Annotated in this window: 24 protein-coding genes; 10 read left to right on the top strand and 14 right to left on the bottom strand. The window is 68.8% G+C overall.

Annotated elements, in window-relative coordinates:
* The first annotated feature begins 9 nt into the window (after nucleotides 1–9).
* The gene (locus ACOYW6_RS10135) at nucleotides 10–633 is read left to right on the top strand and encodes an LON peptidase substrate-binding domain-containing protein (RefSeq protein ID WP_423141193.1); all 624 of its coding nucleotides are present in this window, start codon (nucleotides 10–12) and stop codon (nucleotides 631–633) included.
* A gap of 29 nt (nucleotides 634–662) precedes the next feature.
* On the opposite strand, the gene ACOYW6_RS10130 is transcribed toward ACOYW6_RS10135, so the two are convergent.
* The 7 genes from ACOYW6_RS10130 to ACOYW6_RS10100 form a co-directional block, all read right to left on the bottom strand.
* Nucleotides 663–1,283: a MarC family protein gene (locus tag ACOYW6_RS10130; protein ID WP_423141192.1), complete on the bottom strand. Its 621-nt coding sequence runs from the start codon at nucleotides 1,281–1,283 to the stop codon at nucleotides 663–665.
* Nucleotide 1,284: 1 nt separating this feature from the next.
* The gene (locus ACOYW6_RS10125; RefSeq protein ID WP_423141191.1) at nucleotides 1,285–1,995 is read right to left on the bottom strand and encodes a hypothetical protein; all 711 of its coding nucleotides are present in this window, start codon (nucleotides 1,993–1,995) and stop codon (nucleotides 1,285–1,287) included.
* Nucleotides 1,996–2,005: 10 nt separating this feature from the next.
* A complete protein-coding gene (gene folD / locus ACOYW6_RS10120; RefSeq protein ID WP_423141190.1) occupies nucleotides 2,006–2,902 on the bottom strand; it encodes a bifunctional methylenetetrahydrofolate dehydrogenase/methenyltetrahydrofolate cyclohydrolase FolD in 897 nt (298 codons plus the stop codon).
* Entirely contained in the window at nucleotides 2,899–3,198 is a 300-nt protein-coding gene (locus tag ACOYW6_RS10115; RefSeq protein WP_423141189.1) for a YggT family protein, read from the bottom strand. The genes folD and ACOYW6_RS10115 overlap by 4 nt, the downstream gene beginning before the upstream one ends.
* Before the next feature lie 91 nt (nucleotides 3,199–3,289).
* Entirely contained in the window at nucleotides 3,290–3,823 is a 534-nt protein-coding gene (locus ACOYW6_RS10110) for a hypothetical protein (RefSeq protein WP_423141188.1), read from the bottom strand.
* Nucleotides 3,824–3,840: 17 nt separating this feature from the next.
* Nucleotides 3,841–4,740: an acetylglutamate kinase gene (gene argB, locus ACOYW6_RS10105; RefSeq protein ID WP_423141187.1), complete on the bottom strand. Its 900-nt coding sequence runs from the start codon at nucleotides 4,738–4,740 to the stop codon at nucleotides 3,841–3,843.
* Nucleotides 4,740–5,435 carry a queuosine precursor transporter gene (locus ACOYW6_RS10100; RefSeq protein ID WP_423141186.1) on the bottom strand — a complete coding sequence of 232 codons (696 nt, stop codon included), beginning with the start codon at nucleotides 5,433–5,435 and terminating at the stop codon, nucleotides 4,740–4,742. Before ACOYW6_RS10100 ends, argB begins: the two co-directional genes overlap by 1 nt.
* Nucleotides 5,436–5,559: 124 nt before the next feature.
* Between ACOYW6_RS10100 and ACOYW6_RS10095 the strand changes: the two genes are divergently transcribed.
* The gene (locus ACOYW6_RS10095; RefSeq protein ID WP_423141185.1) at nucleotides 5,560–6,912 is read left to right on the top strand and encodes a NupC/NupG family nucleoside CNT transporter; all 1,353 of its coding nucleotides are present in this window, start codon (nucleotides 5,560–5,562) and stop codon (nucleotides 6,910–6,912) included.
* Nucleotides 6,913–6,999: 87 nt separating this feature from the next.
* Complete coding sequence (locus tag ACOYW6_RS10090; protein WP_423141184.1) at nucleotides 7,000–7,302, top strand: putative quinol monooxygenase; 303 nt, start codon at nucleotides 7,000–7,002, stop codon at nucleotides 7,300–7,302.
* 1 nt (nucleotide 7,303) lies between these two features.
* Here the strand turns inward: ACOYW6_RS10090 and ACOYW6_RS10085 are convergent, their stop codons facing one another.
* The 4 genes from ACOYW6_RS10085 to ACOYW6_RS10070 form a co-directional block, all read right to left on the bottom strand.
* A complete protein-coding gene (locus ACOYW6_RS10085) occupies nucleotides 7,304–7,870 on the bottom strand; it encodes a hypothetical protein (RefSeq protein ID WP_423141183.1) in 567 nt (188 codons plus the stop codon).
* 68 nt (nucleotides 7,871–7,938) lie between these two features.
* On the bottom strand, nucleotides 7,939–8,682 hold the full coding sequence (locus tag ACOYW6_RS10080) for a molybdopterin-dependent oxidoreductase (RefSeq protein ID WP_423141182.1): 744 nt from the start codon (nucleotides 8,680–8,682) through the stop codon (nucleotides 7,939–7,941).
* 10 nt (nucleotides 8,683–8,692) lie between these two features.
* Complete coding sequence (locus ACOYW6_RS10075; protein WP_423141181.1) at nucleotides 8,693–9,391, bottom strand: cytochrome b/b6 domain-containing protein; 699 nt, start codon at nucleotides 9,389–9,391, stop codon at nucleotides 8,693–8,695.
* 10 nt (nucleotides 9,392–9,401) lie between these two features.
* Complete coding sequence (locus tag ACOYW6_RS10070) at nucleotides 9,402–9,818, bottom strand: secondary thiamine-phosphate synthase enzyme YjbQ (RefSeq protein ID WP_423141180.1); 417 nt, start codon at nucleotides 9,816–9,818, stop codon at nucleotides 9,402–9,404.
* Between the two features lie 65 nt (nucleotides 9,819–9,883).
* Between ACOYW6_RS10070 and ACOYW6_RS10065 the strand changes: the two genes are divergently transcribed.
* Nucleotides 9,884–10,348 (top strand): hotdog fold thioesterase, encoded by a 465-nt coding sequence (locus ACOYW6_RS10065; protein WP_423141179.1) that lies wholly within the window; start codon nucleotides 9,884–9,886, stop codon nucleotides 10,346–10,348.
* A gap of 7 nt (nucleotides 10,349–10,355) precedes the next feature.
* On the opposite strand, the gene ACOYW6_RS10060 is transcribed toward ACOYW6_RS10065, so the two are convergent.
* From ACOYW6_RS10060 to ACOYW6_RS10050, 3 genes are all read right to left on the bottom strand, one after another.
* On the bottom strand, nucleotides 10,356–11,969 hold the full coding sequence (locus ACOYW6_RS10060; protein ID WP_423141178.1) for an MDR family MFS transporter: 1,614 nt from the start codon (nucleotides 11,967–11,969) through the stop codon (nucleotides 10,356–10,358).
* 4 nt (nucleotides 11,970–11,973) lie between these two features.
* Complete coding sequence (locus ACOYW6_RS10055) at nucleotides 11,974–13,062, bottom strand: HlyD family secretion protein (protein ID WP_423141177.1); 1,089 nt, start codon at nucleotides 13,060–13,062, stop codon at nucleotides 11,974–11,976.
* Between the two features lie 141 nt (nucleotides 13,063–13,203).
* Nucleotides 13,204–14,112: a LysR family transcriptional regulator gene (locus ACOYW6_RS10050; RefSeq protein ID WP_423141176.1), complete on the bottom strand. Its 909-nt coding sequence runs from the start codon at nucleotides 14,110–14,112 to the stop codon at nucleotides 13,204–13,206.
* Nucleotides 14,113–14,223: 111 nt separating this feature from the next.
* Here ACOYW6_RS10050 and ACOYW6_RS10045 point away from each other — a divergent pair, with 111 nt between their 5' ends.
* The 6 genes from ACOYW6_RS10045 to ACOYW6_RS10020 are packed head-to-tail and all read left to right on the top strand — an operon-like array spanning nucleotide 14,224 to nucleotide 19,512.
* A complete protein-coding gene (locus tag ACOYW6_RS10045; RefSeq protein ID WP_423141175.1) occupies nucleotides 14,224–15,723 on the top strand; it encodes a CoA-acylating methylmalonate-semialdehyde dehydrogenase in 1,500 nt (499 codons plus the stop codon).
* 10 nt (nucleotides 15,724–15,733) lie between these two features.
* Nucleotides 15,734–16,042, top strand: coding sequence for an I78 family peptidase inhibitor (locus ACOYW6_RS10040; protein ID WP_423141174.1), 309 nt, complete (start codon nucleotides 15,734–15,736; stop codon nucleotides 16,040–16,042).
* Between the two features lie 53 nt (nucleotides 16,043–16,095).
* A complete protein-coding gene (locus ACOYW6_RS10035) occupies nucleotides 16,096–17,241 on the top strand; it encodes an acyl-CoA dehydrogenase family protein (RefSeq protein WP_423141173.1) in 1,146 nt (381 codons plus the stop codon).
* Nucleotides 17,238–17,669 (top strand): hypothetical protein, encoded by a 432-nt coding sequence (locus ACOYW6_RS10030; RefSeq protein WP_423141172.1) that lies wholly within the window; start codon nucleotides 17,238–17,240, stop codon nucleotides 17,667–17,669. Before ACOYW6_RS10035 ends, ACOYW6_RS10030 begins: the two co-directional genes overlap by 4 nt.
* Entirely contained in the window at nucleotides 17,666–18,733 is a 1,068-nt protein-coding gene (locus ACOYW6_RS10025) for an enoyl-CoA hydratase/isomerase family protein (RefSeq protein ID WP_423141171.1), read from the top strand. The genes ACOYW6_RS10030 and ACOYW6_RS10025 overlap by 4 nt, the downstream gene beginning before the upstream one ends.
* Nucleotides 18,730–19,512, top strand: coding sequence for an enoyl-CoA hydratase-related protein (locus tag ACOYW6_RS10020; protein ID WP_423141170.1), 783 nt, complete (start codon nucleotides 18,730–18,732; stop codon nucleotides 19,510–19,512). Before ACOYW6_RS10025 ends, ACOYW6_RS10020 begins: the two co-directional genes overlap by 4 nt.
* The last annotated feature ends 1 nt before the right edge of the window (nucleotide 19,513 follow it).

The following is a 19,513-nucleotide window of genomic DNA, read 5'->3' as shown; positions in this document are numbered from 1 at the left end:
GGCGCGGCGGTGCGGATCTCGCTCTTTCCGCTTTCGGGCGCGCTGCTCTATCCCGGGCTGGCGCTGCCGCTCCATATATTCGAGCCGCGTTACCGCGCGCTGGTTTCAGACGCGCTGGCGCGCGACCGCCGCATTGGCATGATCCAGCCCCGGATGTCCCCGGCAAGGGCGGGTGCCGAGGATGGCGACCCGCTCTACGCGGTCGGCTGCCTCGGCAAGATCGGCGAGGTCGAGGCGCTGGAGGACGGCCGCTTCAACATCGTGCTCGAGGGCGAAGCGCGCTTTCGCGTGCTGCGCGAGCTCGACGTCACCACCCCGTTCCGCCAGGTCGAGGCGGAGCTGCTGACCGATGACGAGGGCGCCGCGCTGGCCCCAATCGAACGCGCCGGGTTCGAGCGCGAGGCGCGCCGATTTGCGGAGGCGCAGGGTTACCGCGTCGACTGGGAGCAGGTCACCCGGCTCGATGACGTCTCGCTGATCGACGGGGTCAGCCAGATCGCGCCGTTCGATCCCGCCGCCAAGCAGGCGCTGCTCGAAGCCGACAGCCTGTCGGCGCGGTGCGAACTGCTGGTCCAGCTGATGCAGTTCTTCGGCAAGCGCGACGGCGACGAGGACCGCGTCACCTTGCAATAGGGTCGGGCAACAGCGCCGGACGAAAGGCGTCAGCCCAGCACGCCCTTGATGCCGTCGATCACGTACTGCGCGGCCAGCGCCGCCAGCAGCACGCCCAGCAGGCGCGTGATCACCGCCTCTACCCGGGCGCCCAGCAGCTTGAGCAGCGGTCCGGCCGCAAACAGCGACAGCAGTGTCAGGACCATGACCGCGGCCAGCGCGGCCAGGATCGCCAGCGTCGCCTCGGTGCCGTGGGCGCGGCCCATCAGCAGCATGATCGTGGCGATCGATCCCGGCCCGGCGATCATCGGCATCGCCATCGGGAACACCGAGACGTCCTCGATCTCCGGGGTCTCGCGGATCTTCTCGGCGCGCTCTTCGCGCCGCTGGGTGCGCTTCTCGAACACCATGTCGAGCGCGATCAGGAACACCATGATGCCCCCGGCGATGCGGAAGGCGTCGAGTTCGATATGCAGCGCGCCAAGCAGCTTTTCGCCTACCAGAGCGAAGACCAGCAGGATCGCGGTGGCAATCACGCAGGCCCGCAGCGCCATCGTGCGCGCTTGGGCCCGCGATGCCCCGGCGGTGAGCCCGGCATAGATCGGCGCGCAGCCCGGCGGGTCGATCACCACGAACAGCGTGATGAAGGCGGACAGGAACAGGTCCAGCACGTCAGGCGCAGCCGCCAGCGGGGCGCTGTGTCGCCGGCGGCGCCGCGAAACTGCGGGAATAGACCTCGTCGAAGCGCGTGCCGTTCCACGACGACACGATGTAGTCGCGGCCGCAGTCGGCCCGCACCGCGGTGTGCCAGCGCAGCGTTCCGTCGGCGCTGGCGCCGCTGCGGCGATCGCCCGCGGCGCCCGGCGTGATGACGGCCGGCGCGCCGGGCTTGCAGGTGGCAACCTTGGCGGCGATCATCTCGGGCACCGGCTGCGCGGCGGTCACCGCCTCGCCCTGGTCGAGCACCCACTTGTAACCGCCGTCCTTCTGGCGCTGCCACACGGTGGTGAAGATGCCGGCCGTGCCCTGGTTTTGCCAGGCGCCGCGCGTCACCGCGATCGATCCGTCGCAGCTCGACCACACCTGCTGCGGCTGCCAGGTCACCGCGCTGGCAGGGTTGGGCCGGTTCTTGAGCCAGGCTTGCGCCTGCACGGCCTGCGGCACGAACATCACCGCGTCGCCGGTCGCGGTTTCGCGAAAGGCGGTCCACTGGCCCTTGGCCTGCGCCAGCTGCGCAAAGGCCAGCTCCGCGGCGATGGCGGCGCTGGGGTTGGCGCCCTGCCTGAAGTTGCGGTCGCGCGGGAATTGCGGGCCCGCGGCGCAGGCGCTGAGGGAGGCGATCAGGGCGATCGCGAGGGGCAGGGGGGCGAGGGCGCGGATCATGCGCGCCAGCCTAGATCGCGCCCGCCGCCAGCGCCACCCCGGCGTTGCGATGCGCCGCCACCAGCGCGTTGCGCAGCAGCACCGCGATCGTCATCGGGCCGACCCCGCCCGGCACCGGCGTGATGGCGCCGGCAACCTGGCTGGCGGAGGCGAAATCGACGTCGCCCACCAGCCGGCCTTTCGCTGCCCCATCGGCGGGCGGCAACCGGTTGATGCCCACGTCGATGACGCAGGCGCCGGGCTTCAGCCAATCGCCCTTGACCATTTCCGGACGGCCCACGGCGGCTACGACGATGTCCGCGCCGCGCACCACTCGCGCCAGGTCGGCGGTGCGACTGTGCGCGATGGTGACGGTGCAGCTTTCCTTCAGCAGCAGTTGCGCCATCGGCTTGCCGACGATGTTGGAGCGCCCGATCACCACCGCGGTCTTGCCCGCAAGGTCGCCCAGGCGGTCCTTCAGCAGCATGAGGCAGCCAAGCGGCGTGCACGGCACGAACCCGTCGAGCCCGGTGGCGAGGCGCCCGGCGTTGACCACGGTGAAGCCGTCGACGTCCTTGTCGGGGTCGATCGCGGCGATCACCTTGGTTTCGTCCATGTGCGCGGGCAGCGGCAGCTGGACCAGGATGCCGTCGACCGCCGGATCGGCGTTCAGCCTGGCGACCAGGTCGAGCAATGCATCCTCGGTGGCATCGGCGGGCAGCTTGTGCTCGAAGCTGGCCATGCCGGCCTCGATCGTCTGCTTGCCCTTGGACCGGACATAGACCTCGCTCGCCGGGTCGCTGCCGACCAGCACCACGGCCAGCCCGGCCTTGCGCCCGGCAGCGCGTTCGAACGCGGCGGCGTGGACCGCGATGCGGGCGCGCAGCTCGGCCGCGAAGGCCTTGCCGTCGATGATCGCGGCGCTCATCCGCCCAGCTGCGCGGCGGCGAGGTTGCTGAGCACGATGCGCAGGATCTGCAGCACGATGATGACCACCATCGGCGACAGGTCGAGCGCGCCGGTATCGGGCATGAAGCGCCGCACAGGGCGCAGGATCGGCTCGAGGATGGCGTTGACCGCCTTCCACACCGCGGCAACCAGCTGGTTGTGGAAGTTGACGACGTTGAACGAGATCAGCAGGCTGAGCACGAACTGGACGATCACCAGGAAGATGATGATCGAAATCAGGTAGTCGATGATCTGGACGAGCGTCAGGAACAGCACAGGTGCGGCCTTTTCCGATAGAGTTGCGCTTGCCGCTTAGCGCAGCGGCGCGCGCGCCGCTAGATTGCCGGGCCGCTAGATTGCCAGGCCGCTAGATTGCTAAGGTCGTGCTCTCGATGTGCCAGCGCAGCTGCTCGGGCGTGGCGCCGTCGACGTCGTTGACGCGGCGGATCACCACTTCGCCCTTGATCGTGCGCTTGCCGTCGCGGATCGTGATCGGGGCGGTGTAGTACAGCGATCCGGCGGCGCCTTCCTGGCTGCCCTTGCCGATGTCGACTTGCGGGTCGGCCAGCTTGCCCCACCTGGCGGCGAAGGCCTGCTCGCTCAGCCCGCTGCGCTCTCCGTGATCGCCCCAGTAAGCGCGCGCCAGCGTCCAGTCGCGCAGGCTGACCGCGCGCGCCCACTCGATCAGCACCGCCTGCGGATCGCGCGAGGCGGACGGCGTGGGCGCGGCAACCGGCAGCGGCGCCGCCGTCGTCGCGGCGACGGCGGCCGGCGCGCTGGGCATCGGGGCCGGCGCGGCGGAAACCGCCGGGGTCGCCGTTTCGCCCGGCAGCGGCGCGTTCGCCTGCTGGTTGCAGGCGGCCAGCGCGGCCAGGAACAGGGGGGCGGCGGCTTTGTGCATTGCTTGTCCTCGCATCGTCAGCCCTTGCGGATCAGCGTGCCCGCGCCGCGGCTGGTGAAGAATTCGAGCAGCATCGCGTGCGGGACCCGCCCGTCAAGCACGACCGCCGCCTCGCACCCGGCCTCGACCGCGTGGACGCAGGTTTCCAGCTTGGGGATCATGCCGCCGGTGATCGTGCCGTCCGCCTTCAGGCCATCGATGTCGGCGGGGGTCAGGTCGGTCAGCAACTGCCCGTCCTGATCCAGCACGCCGGCCACGTCGGTCAGCAGGAACAGCCGCGCCGCGCCCAGCGCCGCGGCGACCGCGCCGGCCATCGTGTCGGCGTTGATATTGTAGGTTGCGCCGTCCTTGCCCGGCGCGATCGGAGCGATCACCGGGATCATGCCGGCTTCGCAGGCGGTGGTCAGGATCGCGGTGTCGACGGTGGTGGGTTCGCCCACGAAGCCCAGGTCGACCACGCTTTCGATCTGGCTGTCGGGATCGCGGCTGGTGCGCGAAACCTTGGTCGCGGTGACCATGCCGCCGTCCTTGCCCGAAATGCCCAGCGCCTTGCCGCCGGCGCCGGCGATCCAGCCGACCAGTTCCTTGTTGATCGCGCCCGACAGGACCATCTCGGCCACTTGCGCGGTTTCCTTGTCGGTCACCCGCAGGCCGTCGACGAAGCGCGATTCGACGCCCAGCTTCTTCAGCATCGCGCCGATCTGCGGGCCGCCGCCGTGGACCACCACCGGGTTGATGCCGCAGGCCTTGAGCAGCACCACGTCCTCGGCGAAATTGGTCGCGAGGTCCGGATCGCCCATCGCGTGGCCGCCGTATTTCACCACGAAGGTGCGCCCGGCATAGCGCTGCAGGTAGGGCAGCGCCTCGACCAGGGTCTCCGCCTTGGCCAGCATCGCGGGGTCAAGCGTGTGTGCCATCAGGCCTGCGCGCCCAGCGTGCTGTCCGCGTCGAGCCGGCGCGCCATCCTGACCACCACGCCGATCACGATCGGGACCAGCACCGCGGAAAGGACGACCTTGGCCAGCATCTGGCCCAGCATCAGGTCCAGGATCGGCCGTTCGCCCAGGAACGAAACGGTGATGAAGATCAGCGTGTCGACGATCTGGCTCAGCGCCGCGGCGATGAACCCGCGCAGCCCGGCCATCGCCCCGGTGGCGCCGCGCAGCCGGTCGAAAATCCAGATGTTGAGCGTGACCGACACGCCGTAGGCCACGATCCCCGCCGCCATCATCCGCCACGATTGCCCCACGATGATCGGAAAGGCGTCCTTGGCCGGCGGGTACATGTCGGGATCGGTCGGCAGCTTGAGCACGAACAGCGCCAGAAGGATCGCCAGGACCAGCGGCACGAAGCCGAACCGCACCAGCCGGTCGGCGGTCTGCTTGCCGTACAGTTCGGCAAAGGCGCTGCTGATCGCCACCAGGGTCAGGAACGGGAAGATTCCCGCTTCCACCGCCAGCGGCCCCAGCGCCACCTGCTTCGTGCCCAGGAACCCGCCCAGCGGCACCATCCCGCCATAGAGCAGCGCGAACAGGAACAGGCCCTTGGGCACAAGGACGGGATTGGCGATCCGCGGGGATGCGGAAACGGGTGTGTCGACAACGTTTTCCATGGCGCGCGGACGTAGCGGCTGGGGCGATGCTGTGGAAGCGGAAAGCTTGCGCGCTTGCGCACGCGCGGCGGCACGTTACCACCGCCGCAACGAACCATTTCGCGCCGGGGAGCGCATTGCCTTCATGTCCGTCGTCTACAGCCTGCTCGGGATCGCGCTGATCCTCCTCATCGCCTTTGCGCTCTCTTCCAACCGCCGGGCGATTCGCCTGCGCGTGGTCGGCGCCGCCTTCGCGCTCCAGGCCGGCTTCGCCGCGCTGGTGCTGTACGTGCCGTGGGGCAACGCGCTGCTGCACGGCATGTCGCGCGGGGTCGAGGCGCTGCTGGGCTATGCCAAGGCGGGGGTCGATTTCCTGTTCGGCCCGCTGGCGAAGCCCGAAATCGGCGGCAATTCGTTCGCCATCTCGGCGCTGCCGGTGATCATCTTCTTCGCCGCGCTGATCTCGGTGCTGTATTACCTGGGCGTGATGCAGCTCGTGATCCGCTGGATCGGCGGCGGTCTGCAGAAGGTCACCGGGATCAGCCGGATCGAAAGCCTGTCGGCGGCATCGAACATCTTTGTCGGGCAAAGCGAATCGCCGCTGGTCATCCGCCCGTTCCTGGCCGCGCTGACCCCGCCGCAGCTGTTCTGCCTGATGAGCGTGGGCATGGCCGGTGTGGCCGGCACGATCCTGGCGGCCTACGCCAGCATGGGCATCCGCATCGATTACCTGGTCGCCGCCGCCTTCATGTCGGCGCCCGGCGGCATCCTGATGGCCAAGATCATCATGCCCGACGCGGTCGAGCCGCTGCCGAATGCCGCCACCACCGCCGAGGCCGAGGCCGCGGCCGACGAAGCGGTCGAGCATGCGCCCCCGCCCGCCGCGCTCCAGGCGGCGGCGCTCAACCGCGGCGAGATAACCGCCCAGCCCGGCGTCCACCTCGATGAACCCGTCGCGGTCGATCATGACGAGGAAAAGCCCGCCAACCTGATCATGGCCGCCGCGCAAGGTGCGCAGACCGGCGTCAAGCTGGCGGTCGCGGTCGGCGCGATGGTGCTGGCCTTCGTCGCGCTGGTGGCGCTCGCCAACGGTTTCGTCGGCTGGGTCGGGCACTTCTTCGGCCACCCGGAATGGTCGTTCCAGTTGCTGATCGGCTATGTCTTCGCGCCGATCTTCCTGCTGCTGGGCGCGCCCGACTGGGCCGAGGCACTGCGCGCGGGCGGCTTTTTCGGCACCAAGATCGTCCTCAACGAATTCGTCGCCTTCATCGACCTGGGCACCGCGACCGACTTGTCGGCCAAGACCCAGGCGATCGTCACCTTCGCGCTGTGCGGCTTTGCCAATTTCAGTTCGATCGCGATCCAGATGGCGGTCACCGGCGGGCTGGCGCCCAATCAGCGTCCGGTCATCGCCAGGCTGGGGATGAAGGCGCTGGCCGCGGGCAGCCTCTCCAACCTGATGAGCGCGGCGCTCGCCGGGCTTTTTCTCACGCTCTGACGCAATCGGGTTGCACGGCGGCACGCGAATCATGGATTTGCGCCATCATGCGGTCGCCTGACCGGGTCGCGCCGGAAAGGACGACGTATGCTCATGGTCGAAGGGTGGCTGATGTTCGCGCCTGACGATGTCGACGCCATGTTGCCTCACATTGCCGTCTTTACTGCCGCCACCCGCGCCGAAGCAGGCTGCCTGCATCATGCGGTCGGCCGCGACATCGCCGACCCGGCGGTGTTCCGCGTGACCGAACGCTGGCAAGACGACCGCGCGCTGACCGCGCACGCGGGCGGTGCGGTGCTGGCGGCGTTCGAGGCGGCGCTCGATGCGCACCCCCCGGTGCTGAGCGACGTGCGGCTTTACACCGTCGGCGAAGTCCGGCGGGTGATGTAGCCTACTTGACCGGCTGGGCGTGCAGCTGCGGGTTCAGCGTGGTGACGTAGTTGAGCCACTGCTTGGGCTTGCGCACCATGTTCTGCGGCACCGGCGCGTTGATCCCCACCAGCTCGGCGATCCTGGCCACGAAGTGGACGCAGTTGTGATGGTCCAGGTTGTAGGCCTTGCCCGGCGCGTCGCGCCAGCGGACCATTTCGGCGACGATGGCATGATACTGCGCGTCGCTGATCGCGACGGTGAAGTGGCGGTTGGTGCTGGTCAGGTACTTGGGCTTCTCGATCATGATCGTGCCCTCGACGTTGCCCGACAGGATCTTGGTCGACAGATGCTTGGCGGTGTAGCCGTAGTTCTCCTCGATCCGCTGGCCATTGCCGTCGAGCGTGCCCGCCATCGAGATGAAGGCATGGGGAAAGCGGCCGATGAAGTAGGACCCGGTGAAGCTGTGAAAGGTCAGCATCACCTGCGCCGCGGCGGGCAGCGGCAACGCCACCAGTACTGCCGCCAGAAGCTGCATGAGCCCGCGCAGGAAGGGACGGCGGGCGAGCGGCGTTTTGGCGGTATCCATCGGCGGCGCGCCTAGCATCGCGGGCGTGGCCCTGTCATGAACCAAATGTCATCAGCGAAATCAGCCGATTAGATGCCGGCATACCAGGCATAGGCACCGGCATCTTCCCAGTAGCCGCCCTTGCCGCCGTAGAACCGCGCCAGGCTGTCGGCCAGTTCGATCCGCATGACGAACTTGGCGTGCTTGTAGCCGAGCTGGCGCTCGACCCGCAGGCGCAGCGGGGCGCCGTGGCCTTCGCTCAGCGGCGCGCCGTTCATCGCCCAGGCCAGGATCGTCTGCGGGTGCAGTGCGTCGTGCAGGTCGATCGATTCGTAATAGGGCCGCGTCCCGAAACTGTCGGCGCAGTGGAACACGGCATAGCGCGCCGCCGGCAGCACGCCGGCCAGCGCCAGCACCCCGGCCAGCTGGGGGCCCTGCCACTGGCCGATCGCGCTCCACCCCTCGACGCAGTCGTGGCGAGTGATCTGGCGCCGCTGCGGCATCGCTTTCAGCGCGCTCAGCGGCAGGCGCAGCGGCCGGCGCACCAGCCCGTCCACCGCCAGCGCCCACTGCGCGAACCCCTGCGCGGCGTGGGCGCGGTAGACCGGATCGGCCACGCTGGTGTTGCCGTTCATGCGGAAGACGGGCGACATCTGGTCGGGCCGGAATTCACGCGCCAGCGCATCGCCGCCGAGCAGGCGCTGCGCGCCCTTGTGCAGGTCTTCGCCGCTTTCCAGCATCGCGCGCCAGCCGGCGCTGCGGTTCAGCCGGTCGCACCCGGCCAGCAGCAGGCCGGCGGGCGCTGCGGCGATCAGGCCCCGGCGCGAAATCATGCCTGCATCCTCATGTCCGGCGCCCGGTAATCATTCCGCGCAGCAGTCCGATCGGACCCGCCAGCAGCACCAGCAGCACGTGGATCACCAGGAACGCGAACAGTCCGGCAAAGGCGATGAAGTGCAGCGACCGGGCCGACTGGCGCCCGCCGAACAGGTCGAGCAGCCACGGCCAGGCGGCGTCCATGCCGGGGCTCAGCGTCAGCCCGGTCAGGATTGCCAGCGGCAGCAGCAGCGCCAGCACCGCCAGGTACGTCAGCTTCTGCAGCGTGTTGTAAGGCGCGCCGTGCGGGGGAAAGCGCAGGCGGGCATGGTCGCGCACCTCCGCCCACATGTGCGCGGGCGCCAGTTCGGCGGCGCGCGGCGCGATGTCGCGGCGAAAATGCCCGCGCAGCAGCGCCCACAACAGGAATCCCGTGAACGACAGCGCCAGGATCCAGGCGAAGAACAGGTGCCACAGCCGCGCGTCGGCCAGGCTGTAGGTCGACGGGATCGTGGCCCAGCCGGGAAAGCGGCTGAACGAGGCCCAGGCATGGTCGAAATTGGCGCCGTACTGGCCCCAGTACAGGTGCGGATGGGCGTTCAGGATCATCAGCCCGCTCATCCCCATGACGATCAGCGTGGCGGCATTGACCCAGTGCCACAGGCGCACGGGCAGGGCATGGCGGGCGCCGCTGGTCGTCTCGGGCACGGGCGGCGCGGGCTCCATCGCGGGCAGCTTATGCCCCGATCAGGTGGACCGCAACCTCGCGCCGGTGCGGGGCGGTGCGATGCTCGGCCAGGTAGACGCCCTGCCAGGTGCCCAGCCGCATCCGCCCGGCCATGACCGGGATCGCCAGCGTCACCCCGGTCAGCGCGGTGCGCAAGTGCGCGGGCATGTCGTCGGGACCCTCGTCGTCGTGGGCATAAGGCGCGCCTTCGGGCGCCAGCCGGTCGAACCAGGCGGCCAGGTCGGCGCGGACCGCGGGGGCAGCGTTCTCCTGGATCAGCAGCGAGGCGGAGGTGTGCCGGCACAGCAGCGACAGCAGCCCGTCGGCGATGCCGGAGGCGGCAACGAAGCGGGCAAGCTCGCCGGTGATCTCGGTAAAACCGCGCCCGGCGGTGCGGATCGTCAGCGTGGTGGCGGCCTGTTTCATGGCCGCCAGCCTAGCGCGCGATACGGCGGATTTACAGCGCCGCGCGCCTGCGCCACAGCTTGGCGATGAGCACCGATCAGCCCGCCGCCAAACCGCCCATCTGGTGGAACGGCCAGACGCCCGACCTGCCCGCGCTGACCCGGATCGGCGAAGGGACGATGCCTGGCCTGCTGGGCATGGAATTCGTCGCTTGCGGGGACGACTGGCTGCAGATGCGGATGCCGGTCGACGCGCGCACGCACCAGCCGTTCGGCCGGCTGCACGGCGGGGCGTCGGTGGCACTGGCGGAAACCGTGGGCTCGATGGCGGCAACCGCCTGCGTCGATCGCGGCACGTCGGTTGCGGTCGGGCTGGAGATCAACGCCAATCACGTCCGGCCCGCGTTTTCGGGCCACGTCATCGCCACCGCGCGGCCCGAATCGCTGGGGCGGACCGTGCAGGTATGGTCGATCCGCATCGAGGACGAGGCCGGCAAGCTGGTCTGCATCTCGCGCTTCACCGCCGCGGTCATCCCGATCGACAAGCGCTGACAGCCGCCTAGTGCGCGTCGGGCGGGGGCGGCTTCTCGCCCTTGCGCATGACCGTGCGGCGCAGGAACAGTGCCAGCGGCGTGGCGACGATGGTCGCCCACATCATGATGTAGAAGTCGTCGATATAGGCCACCATCGCCGCCTGGCGGGTGACCATCGCGTCGATATAGGCCAGCGCGGTCGATCCCACCGCCTGGAAGCGGTCGACCGTGCTGACGTCGATCAGGTCGATCGCGGCGGAATCGATGTGGGCCGCCAGGTCGGCGTGGCTGACCTGCAGGTTGCGGCTCAGCAGCGTCGTGGTCAGCGAGATGCCGATCGACGCCCCGATCGAGCGCGACAGATTGAGCAGGCTTGACCCGTCGGTGCGCAAGTAGGGGGCGATCGTGGCGAAGGCCGCGGTGTTGAGCGGAATGAACACCAGCCCCATGCCCAGGCCCTGGACGAACCCGGAATAGACGACGTTCCAGCGCGCGATATCGAGCGACCAGTGCGACATCCACGCGAACGAGATCACCACCAGCACGAAACCGCCGCCTACCAGCAGGCGCGGATCGACCCCCTTGCGGACCAGCAGTCCGGCGATCTGCATCGATATCAGCGTGCCGACGCCGCGCGGCATCAGCACCCAGCCGGTATCGATCACGCTATAGCCGAACAGGCGCTGCAGCATCGGCGGCAGCAACGCCATCGTCGCGAAGATCACCAGGCCGACCGACAGCATGACCACTACCGCGACCACGAAATTGCGGTCGGCGAACAAGGCGCGGTTGAACAGCGGGCTCTTGGCGGTGGCAAGGTGGACCAGCGCGATCCAGCCGCCGCCGATCGCCAGGACCATGTAGACCCAGGTTTCCTTTGATTCCAGCCAGTCGATCTGGTTCCCACGGTCAAGCAGCAGCTGCAGCGCCGACAGCGACAGCGCCACCATCGCAAAGCCGAACATGTCGAAGCGGCGGATCGCGATCGGCCGCGACGGCAGTCCGCCAAGCAGGATGAACAGCGACAGCGCGCCCAGCGGCACGTTGACGTAGAACACCGCGCGCCAGTTGAAATTCTCGGTCAGGTAGCCGCCCAGGATCGGGCCCAGGATCGGCCCGACCATGATCCCCATGCCCCAGATCGCCATCATCTGCGCCTGCTTCGACGGCTTGTTGATGTCGAGCATCGCGGACTGGCTGAGCGGGCCGATGAAGGCCCCGGTCACGCCCTGGAGGGCGCGGAACAGGACCATCTCCTCGATGTTCTGGGACATCCCGCACAGCATCGAGGAGATGACGAAGCCCATCACCGACAGCACGAACAGCCGCCGCGACCCGATCCGGTCCGCCAGCCAGCCGGTGATCGGCATCGCCACCGCGGAGGCGACGATATAGCTGGTCAGCACCCAGCTGATCTCGTCAGGGGTGGCGCCCAGCGAGGCCTGCATGTGCGGCAGCGCGACGTTGGCGATGGTGGAATCGAGCACCTGCAGCAGCGAGGCCAGCATGATGCCGACGACGACGAACATCGGGTTGGCGGTGTGCAGCAGCGCCACGTCGTGGTGAGGCGCGGGGGGTGCCTGGGGGCGCGCGCGCGCGCGTCCTTTCGGTCCGTCCTGCGCCGGGCTGGCCGAAGCCACCGGCCTAGCGCTTGCGGCCGTCGGTGAAGACGGTGACGTCGGTGGAGAGGCCGGCGATCAGCGGCCGCGGGCTGGCCTGGTCCAGCGCGATCCGCACCGGCACGCGCTGCGTCACCTTGACCCAGTTGCCGGTCGCGTTCTGCGCCGGCAGGACCGAGAATTCGCCCCCGGTGCCGGCACCGATCGACTGGACGTGGCCGCGCAGCTTGACGCCCGGATAGGCATCGAAAGTCACTTCGGCCGGCTGCCCGACCTTCATGTCGGCCAGGTCGGTTTCCTTGAAGTTGGCTTCGACATAGCTGCTTTGCGCGGCGACGATGGTGACCACCGGCAGGCCGGTGACCAGCTGCTGGCCGCGCAGCAGGCGATCGGTCTGGGTAACCCGCCCGGTCATCGGCGCGCGCACGTCGGTGCGTGCCAGGTTCAGCGCCGCCGCTTCGCGCTGGGCGCGGGCCGAGGCGATCGCCGGCAGCACGCCGGGTACCTGCGAACCGGTCGACAGCTTGGCCTGCGCCTCGGCGGTCTTCGCCTCGGCCAGGCGCAGCGCCTCCTGCGCTTGCGAGACCTGGTGGCGGGCCGCGTCGTAAGCCGCCTTGGTGGTGAACCCGCGCGCCCACAGCGCCGCCTGGCGGCTGAAGTTGGCCTGCGCGAACCCGATGTCCTCACGCGCGGCGGCAACGTTCGCGCCCGACAGGTCGGACGCGTTCGCCAGCGCCACCGCATTGGCCTGGGCGCCGGCGATCGCGGCATCGGCCTGGGCGATCTGGATCTTGTAGGGTTCGGGATCGATGCGGAACAGCAGGTCGCCCTGCTTCACCATCTGCTCGTCCTTGACGAAGACGTCGGTGATCTTGCCGCCGACCTCGGCGCTGACCGCGACCTTGTCCTGCTGGACATAGGCGTTGTCGGTGGCAACCTTGCCGCCCTGGCCCAGCCAGTACACCAGCGCGCCGATGATCAGCAGCAGCGGCACGCCCGCCATCAGCGCCAGGCGCCCGAGGCGCCGCTTCGGCGCGGGTTCGCCCGCGACCTCAACAGGTGCCTCGACCGCGTTTTCGGCCGGCGTTTCGAGCCTGGGATCGGCGTCAGCCATGGAACGACCCGGTGCCGGACCACGAGAGAATTTCCGAGTCCATTGGGTGGCTAAATAGGACGCGTTTGCCGATCGTCAATCGCCGCGCGTCCTTTGCGGGCCGATTGACGCGCGGGTGGGGCCTGAAAACCCGCCCCCGCGTCACGCCGCGCGCGGCGGCACCAGCTGCGCGTGATGAACGCGGACGAGGTTTTCCAGCCACGCCTTGAAGGCGCGGATCCGCGCCAGGTTGTGCGTATCGCGGTGGGTGACCAGCCAGAAGCTGCGCACGATCGTCCGCTCGGGCAGGACGGCGACCAGCCCGGGATCGCTTTCGCCGATGAAGCAGGGCAGCACGCCCAGCCCGGCCGAACCGGCGATCGCGGCGTGCTGGGTGACGATGCTGGGGCAGCGCAGGTCGGCGGCCAGGCCCGGCATGATTTCCGACAGGTAGCGCAGTTCGGGCGCGTAGATCATGTCGGGCACGTAGCCGACCAGCCGGTGCGCGCCGCCGGCCAGGTCGGCGGGGCGCGCGACCCCGGGATGCGCGGCGACATACCCGCGCGAGGCATAGATGCGCAGCGCGTAGTCGGTCAGCTTGCCGGCGATCAGCGGCCCGGCGGCGGGGCGCGACAGCGTGACCGCGATATCGGTCTCGCGCTTGGAGGGATTGAGGAACCCGCTGCTGGCGACAAGGTCGATGGCCAGGTCCGGGTGCGCGGCGGTGAAGCTTTCCAGGTGCCGCGCCACCAGCCAGGTGCCGAACCCCTCGGCCACGCTGACGCGCAGGTGACCCGCCACCCTGCCGCGCGCGCGGTCGCCCTCGACGATGCGCAGCGCGGCGGTTTCCATCGCCTCGATCTCTGCCACGGCGCGTTCGCCGTGTTCGGTCAGGACCTGGCCCTGGCGCGTATTCTCGAACAGGGTCACGCCCAGCCGCGCCTCCAGCCGGCGCACGCGGCGGCCCAGCGTCGTCGCGTCGACCCCGGCCGCGGCCGCCGCGCTGGACAGCCGGCCGGCGCGGGCCAGCGCCAGCACCGCCTGCAGATCGTTCCAGTTACCGCCTTGCATCTCGGGCCTGCATATTTGCAGCAGCTAGCGCGAATTTTTCCGATTGTCTGCGATATTTCGCATCGCCACAGTGCCGGCACGATTGCGATTGCCGATACGAGAGGAAGCCCGATGCGCTTGATCGACCATTACCTCGCCGGGGGTAAAGCACCCGCCGCCGCCCGCAAGAGCCCGGTCTTCGATCCCAATTCGGGCGGCATCCAGGCCGAAGTGCCGCTGGGCGATGCCGCGCTGCTGGACGGCGCGGTCGACGCGGCGCTGGCCGCGCAGCCCGGCTGGGCCGCCACCAACCCGCAGCGCCGCGCCCGCGTGATGTTCAAGTTCAAGGAACTGGTCGAGGCCGAGATCGACAGCCTGGCCGCCACCCTGTCGCGCGAGCATGGCAAGGTCATCGCCGATGCCAGGGGCGACATCCAGCGCGGGCTGGAAGTGATCGAGTTCGCCTGCGGCATCCCGCACGTGCTGAAAGGTGAATTCACGCAAGGCGCCGGCCCGGGGATCGACGTCTATTCGATGCGCCAGCCGCTGGGCATCGGCGCGGGCATCACCCCGTTCAACTTTCCCGCGATGATCCCGATGTGGATGTTCGGCGTGGCGATCGCCTGCGGCAACGCCTTCATCCTCAAGCCCAGTGAACGCGATCCCAGCGTGCCGGTGCGGCTGGCCGAACTGATGCGCGAAGCCGGCGCGCCCGAGGGCATCCTCCAGGTCGTCCACGGCGACAAGGAAATGGTCGACGCGATCCTCGATCACCCGGCCATCGCCGCGGTCAGTTTCGTCGGCTCGTCCGACATCGCGCATTACGTCTACAAGCGCGGCGTCGCCGCCGGCAAGCGCGTGCAGGCGATGGGCGGGGCCAAGAACCACGGCATCGTCATGCCCGATGCCGACCTCGACCAGGTCGTCGCCGACTTGTCGGGCGCGGCTTTCGGCTCGGCCGGCGAACGCTGCATGGCGCTGCCTGTGGTCGTGCCCGTGGGCGAGGATACTGCCGAGCGGCTGCGCGAAAAGCTGCTGCCGGCGATCGCGGCGCTGCGCGTCGGCGTCTCCACCGATGCCGAGGCACACTACGGCCCGGTGGTCAACGCCGCGCACAAGCAGCGGGTCGAGGACTGGATCCAGACCGGGGTCGACGAAGGCGCCGAACTGGTCGTCGACGGGCGCGGCTTCAAGCTGCAGGGCCACGAGGAAGGCTTCTTCATCGGACCCACGCTTTTCGACCGCGTGACCACCGACATGAAGGCCTACCAGGAAGAGATCTTCGGTCCGGTCCTTCAGATCGTGCGCGCGAAGGATTTCGAGGAAGCGGTCGCGCTGCCCAGCCGCCACCAGTACGGCAACGGCGTGGCGATCTTCACCCGCAACGGCCACGCGGCGCGCGAATTCGCCGCCCGCGTCAACGTCGGCATGGTTGGCATCAACGTGCCGATCCCGGTGCCGGTGGCCTATCACAGCTTCGGCGGGTGGAAGCGGTCCGCCTTCGGCGACACCAACCAGCACGGCATGGAAGGCGTGAAGTTCTGGACCAAGGTCAAGACCGTGACGCAGCGCTGGCCGGACGGCGGCGTGGGCGACGCCGCCAATGCTTTCGTCATCCCCACGATGGGGTAAGGCGGTGCGCATGAACCGCCTGGCGATTCCATCGGTGATCCTGCCCGCGGCGGCGGTCGCGGCCTTGGCCGGCTGCACCACCGTTCCGGCCGAGCCGGAGCAGCGCCTGCCCGAACAGGCCTGCCGGGCCGAGCCCGCGCAGGCCTTCGTCGGGCAGCGGGCGACGGCAGAGCTGGGCGCGAAAGTCCAGGCCGCCAGCGGGGCGACGCGGCTGCGCTGGCTGCCGCCGCGCACGGTCACGACGATGGAATACGCCTATGGCCGCGTGAACGTGCGCTATGACGACGCAATGACAGTGACCGGCATCAGCTGCGGCTGACGCGCGACCTGATTGATCCGGCATCGGCTGGCCGATCCGGTAGGGGAGAAGCAATGACCACGCAGTTCGAGCTGACCGACGACCAGCGCGAGATCCAGGACCTGGCGCGCAAGTTCACCGCCGACCGGATCACGCCTTTCGCGGCCGAGTGGGATGAGACGTGCCACTATCCGCGCGACGTGTGGCAGGCCGCGGGCGAGCTTGGCTTCGGCGCGATCTATGTCAGCGAGGAAGCCGGCGGCATCGCGCTGGGCCGGCTGGAAGCGGCGCTGATCATGGAAGCGATGGCTTATGGCTGCCCGGCGACCAGCGCCTATATCTCGATCCACAACATGGCCGCCTGGATGATCGACCGCTTCGGCGGCGAGGCGGTCAAGGCGCGCTTCCTGCCCTCGCTCGTGACGATGGAAAGGATCGCCAGCTACTGCCTGACCGAACCCGGTTCGGGCAGCGACGCGGCGGCGCTCAAGACCACCGCCAGGCTCGACGGCGATCACTACGTGCTCAACGGCACCAAGCAGTTCATCTCCGGCGCCGGCGTCAATGACATCTACGTCTGCATGGTCCGCACCGGCGATGAAAAGGCCAAGGGCATCACCTGCCTGGTGGTCGAGAAGGACGCCCCCGGCCTGTCGTTCGGGGCGCCGGAAAAGAAGCTCGGCTGGAATGCCAGCCCGACCGCGCAAGTGATCTTCGAGGATTGCCGCGTGCCGGTCGCCAACCGCGTCGGCGCCGAGGGCGAGGGCTTTCGCTTCGCGATGGCGGGCCTCGATGGCGGGCGGCTCAACATCGGGGCCTGTTCGCTGGGCGGCGCGCAGCGCTGCCTGGACGAGGCGGTGGCCTATACCAAGGACCGCCAGCAATTCGGCCAGCCGGTCGCCGATTTCCAGAACACCCAGTTCATGCTGGCCGACATGGCCACCGACCTGGAAGCGGCGCGCGCACTGCTGTACCTCGCCGCCGCCAAGGTGACCGCGAACGCGCCCGACAAGACGCGTTTTTCCGCGATGGCGAAGCGGCTGGCGACCGACAGCGGATCGAAGATCGTCAACGACGCGCTGCAACTTTTCGGCGGCTACGGTTACTTGAAGGACTACCCGATCGAACGCTTCTGGCGCGACCTGCGCGTCCATTCGATCCTCGAGGGGACCAACCAGGTCATGCGGATGATCGTCGGCCGGGACCTGCTGCGCCAATGACGAGCATCCGCCGCGTTATTGCCGTTGTGCTGGCCTATGTGGCGGCAGCATTGGCCGTCGGCGCTGCTTTTGTTGCCTGGGGTGTGGCATCGGATGCTGACGGGTGGACCTTCGGCGAGATTGGCTCCGGGATTCCTTTGAGTGGCTTGATGGCTGCGATTTACGCGCTGCCGGTTGCGGTGCCGATCATCCTGCTCACCGAATTGAGTCGCGCCGGGCACTGGTTCCAGTTCTTGCTTGCCGGGATCGCTCTCGGCGTCCTTTTGACCCTGGCGTTGACCGAGGTTCCATACCGCGGCCTAGATATGGAACTTGCGAGCATGTTGATGTCGCTGAGCCTGCTTGGATCGATGGCGTATTGGCTGTTTGCGTGGCGGTTGCTTGGAACGCGTAAATCGGCGTTCGCCCTGGAGAGCACGACCTCATGACTGACCACATCATGGCCCGCCGCGATGGCGCGGTCGGGCATCTTTCGCTGAACCGCCCCAAGGCGATCCACGCGCTGACGCTCGAGATGGTTGCAGCGATGACCGCGGCGCTGCTGGCCTGGCGGGACGACGCGGGTGTCGGCGCGGTCCTGATCGACCATGCGCCGTCGCCCGACGGCGATCCGAAGCTTTCGCGCGGGTTCTGTGCCGGCGGCGATATCGCCTTGCTGCGCACATCGGCGCTGAACGACGGCGGCGTTTCGGGGCGGCGGTTCTTCTTCGACGAATACCGCCTCAACCACCTGCTGTTCGAATACCCCAAGCCGGTGGTCGCCTTCATGGACGGGATCACGATGGGCGGCGGTGTGGGCATCAGCCAGCCGGCCCGCTTCCGCGTCGCCACCGAAAACACGCGACTGGCCATGCCCGAAACCGGCATCGGCCTGTTCCCGGACGTCGGCGGCGGCTGGTACTTGTCGCGCCTGCCCGGCCGGCTGGGCGAATACCTTGCGCTGACCGGGGCCAGGCTCGACGGGGCGGAGTGCCTCTGGGCCGGGCTCGCCACGCATTACCTCGCCGCCGCCAGCCTGCCCGAGGCGAAGCGCCGCATCGCCGCCGGCGCGGCGATCGAAACCGTCCTCGGCGCCCTTGCCGCCGTGCCGACCGCGCCCCCCATCGCCGAGCACGCCGAGGCGATCGACCGGCTGTTCGCCTCGGACCGTTATGAGGACATCCTGGCAGCGCTTGCCGCCGACGACAGCGCGTTCGCCGGTACAACGTTGTCGACCCTGCGCGCCAAGAGTCCGCAAAGCTGCAAGGTATCGCTGCGACTGCTGGGCGAAAGCCGCAGGTTGAACCATTTGTGCGACGAGATGGCGATGGAGTACCGCGTCGGCAGCCGCGTGCTGGCGCGGCCCGATTTCGCCGAGGGCGTGCGTGCGCTGATCGTCGACAAGACCGGCGATCCGGCCTGGAATCCCGCCGCGCCCGAAGGCGTGAGCGACGACATGATCGACGCGATCTTCGCCGATCTGCCCGCCAACGAGGAATGGACCCCGCTATGACCTACGAGACGATCACGGTAGAGCAGCGCGGCGCAGTGACGCTGGTTACGCTGAACCGTCCGCAGGCCCTGAACGCGCTGAATTCCCAGGTTTGCGAGGACCTGGTGGCGGCCTTCGCGGCGTTCGAGACCGACCCCGGCCAGCGCTGCGCGGTGCTGACCGGCGCGGGCGAAAAGGCCTTTGCCGCCGGTGCCGACATCAAGGAGATGAGCGACAAGGCGGCCAGTGCCTTTTACGCCGAGGACTTCTTCGCGCGCTGGACCAGCCACCTGGTCAAGACCACGCGCAAGCCGTGGATCGCCGCGGTCAACGGCTTCGCGCTGGGCGGCGGGTGCGAACTGGCGATGATGGCGGACTTCATCATCGCATCGGAAAACGCGCGCTTCGGCCAGCCCGAGATCAAGCTCGGCGTCGCCCCCGGGATGGGCGGCAGCCAGCGCCTGACCCGCGCGATCGGCAAGGCCAAGGCGATGGAAATGTGCCTGACCGGGCGGATGATGGACGCCGCCGAGGCCGAGCGCTCGGGCCTGGTCGCGCGCGTGGTCCCGCTGTCCTCGCTGGTCGAGGATGCGCTCAGGACCGCCGCCGAGATCGCGGCGATGCCGCCGCTCGCCGCCATCGCCAACAAGGAAATGGTCAACGCCGCGTTTGAGACCACCCTGGACCAGGGGCTGCTGATCGAACGGCGTATTTTCCAGGTCCTGGCGGGCACCGAGGACAAGCGCGAGGGCATGGCGGCGTTCATCGAAAAGCGCCCCGGCGTGTGGAAGGGAAACTGAC

Source organism: Parablastomonas sp. CN1-191 (assembly GCF_049354825.1).
In the GTDB taxonomy this organism is placed as follows: Bacteria; Pseudomonadota; Alphaproteobacteria; order Sphingomonadales; family Sphingomonadaceae; genus Novosphingobium.
Note: the sequence above shows the minus strand (reverse complement) of the source record. Positions and strands in the feature narration are given on the sequence as shown.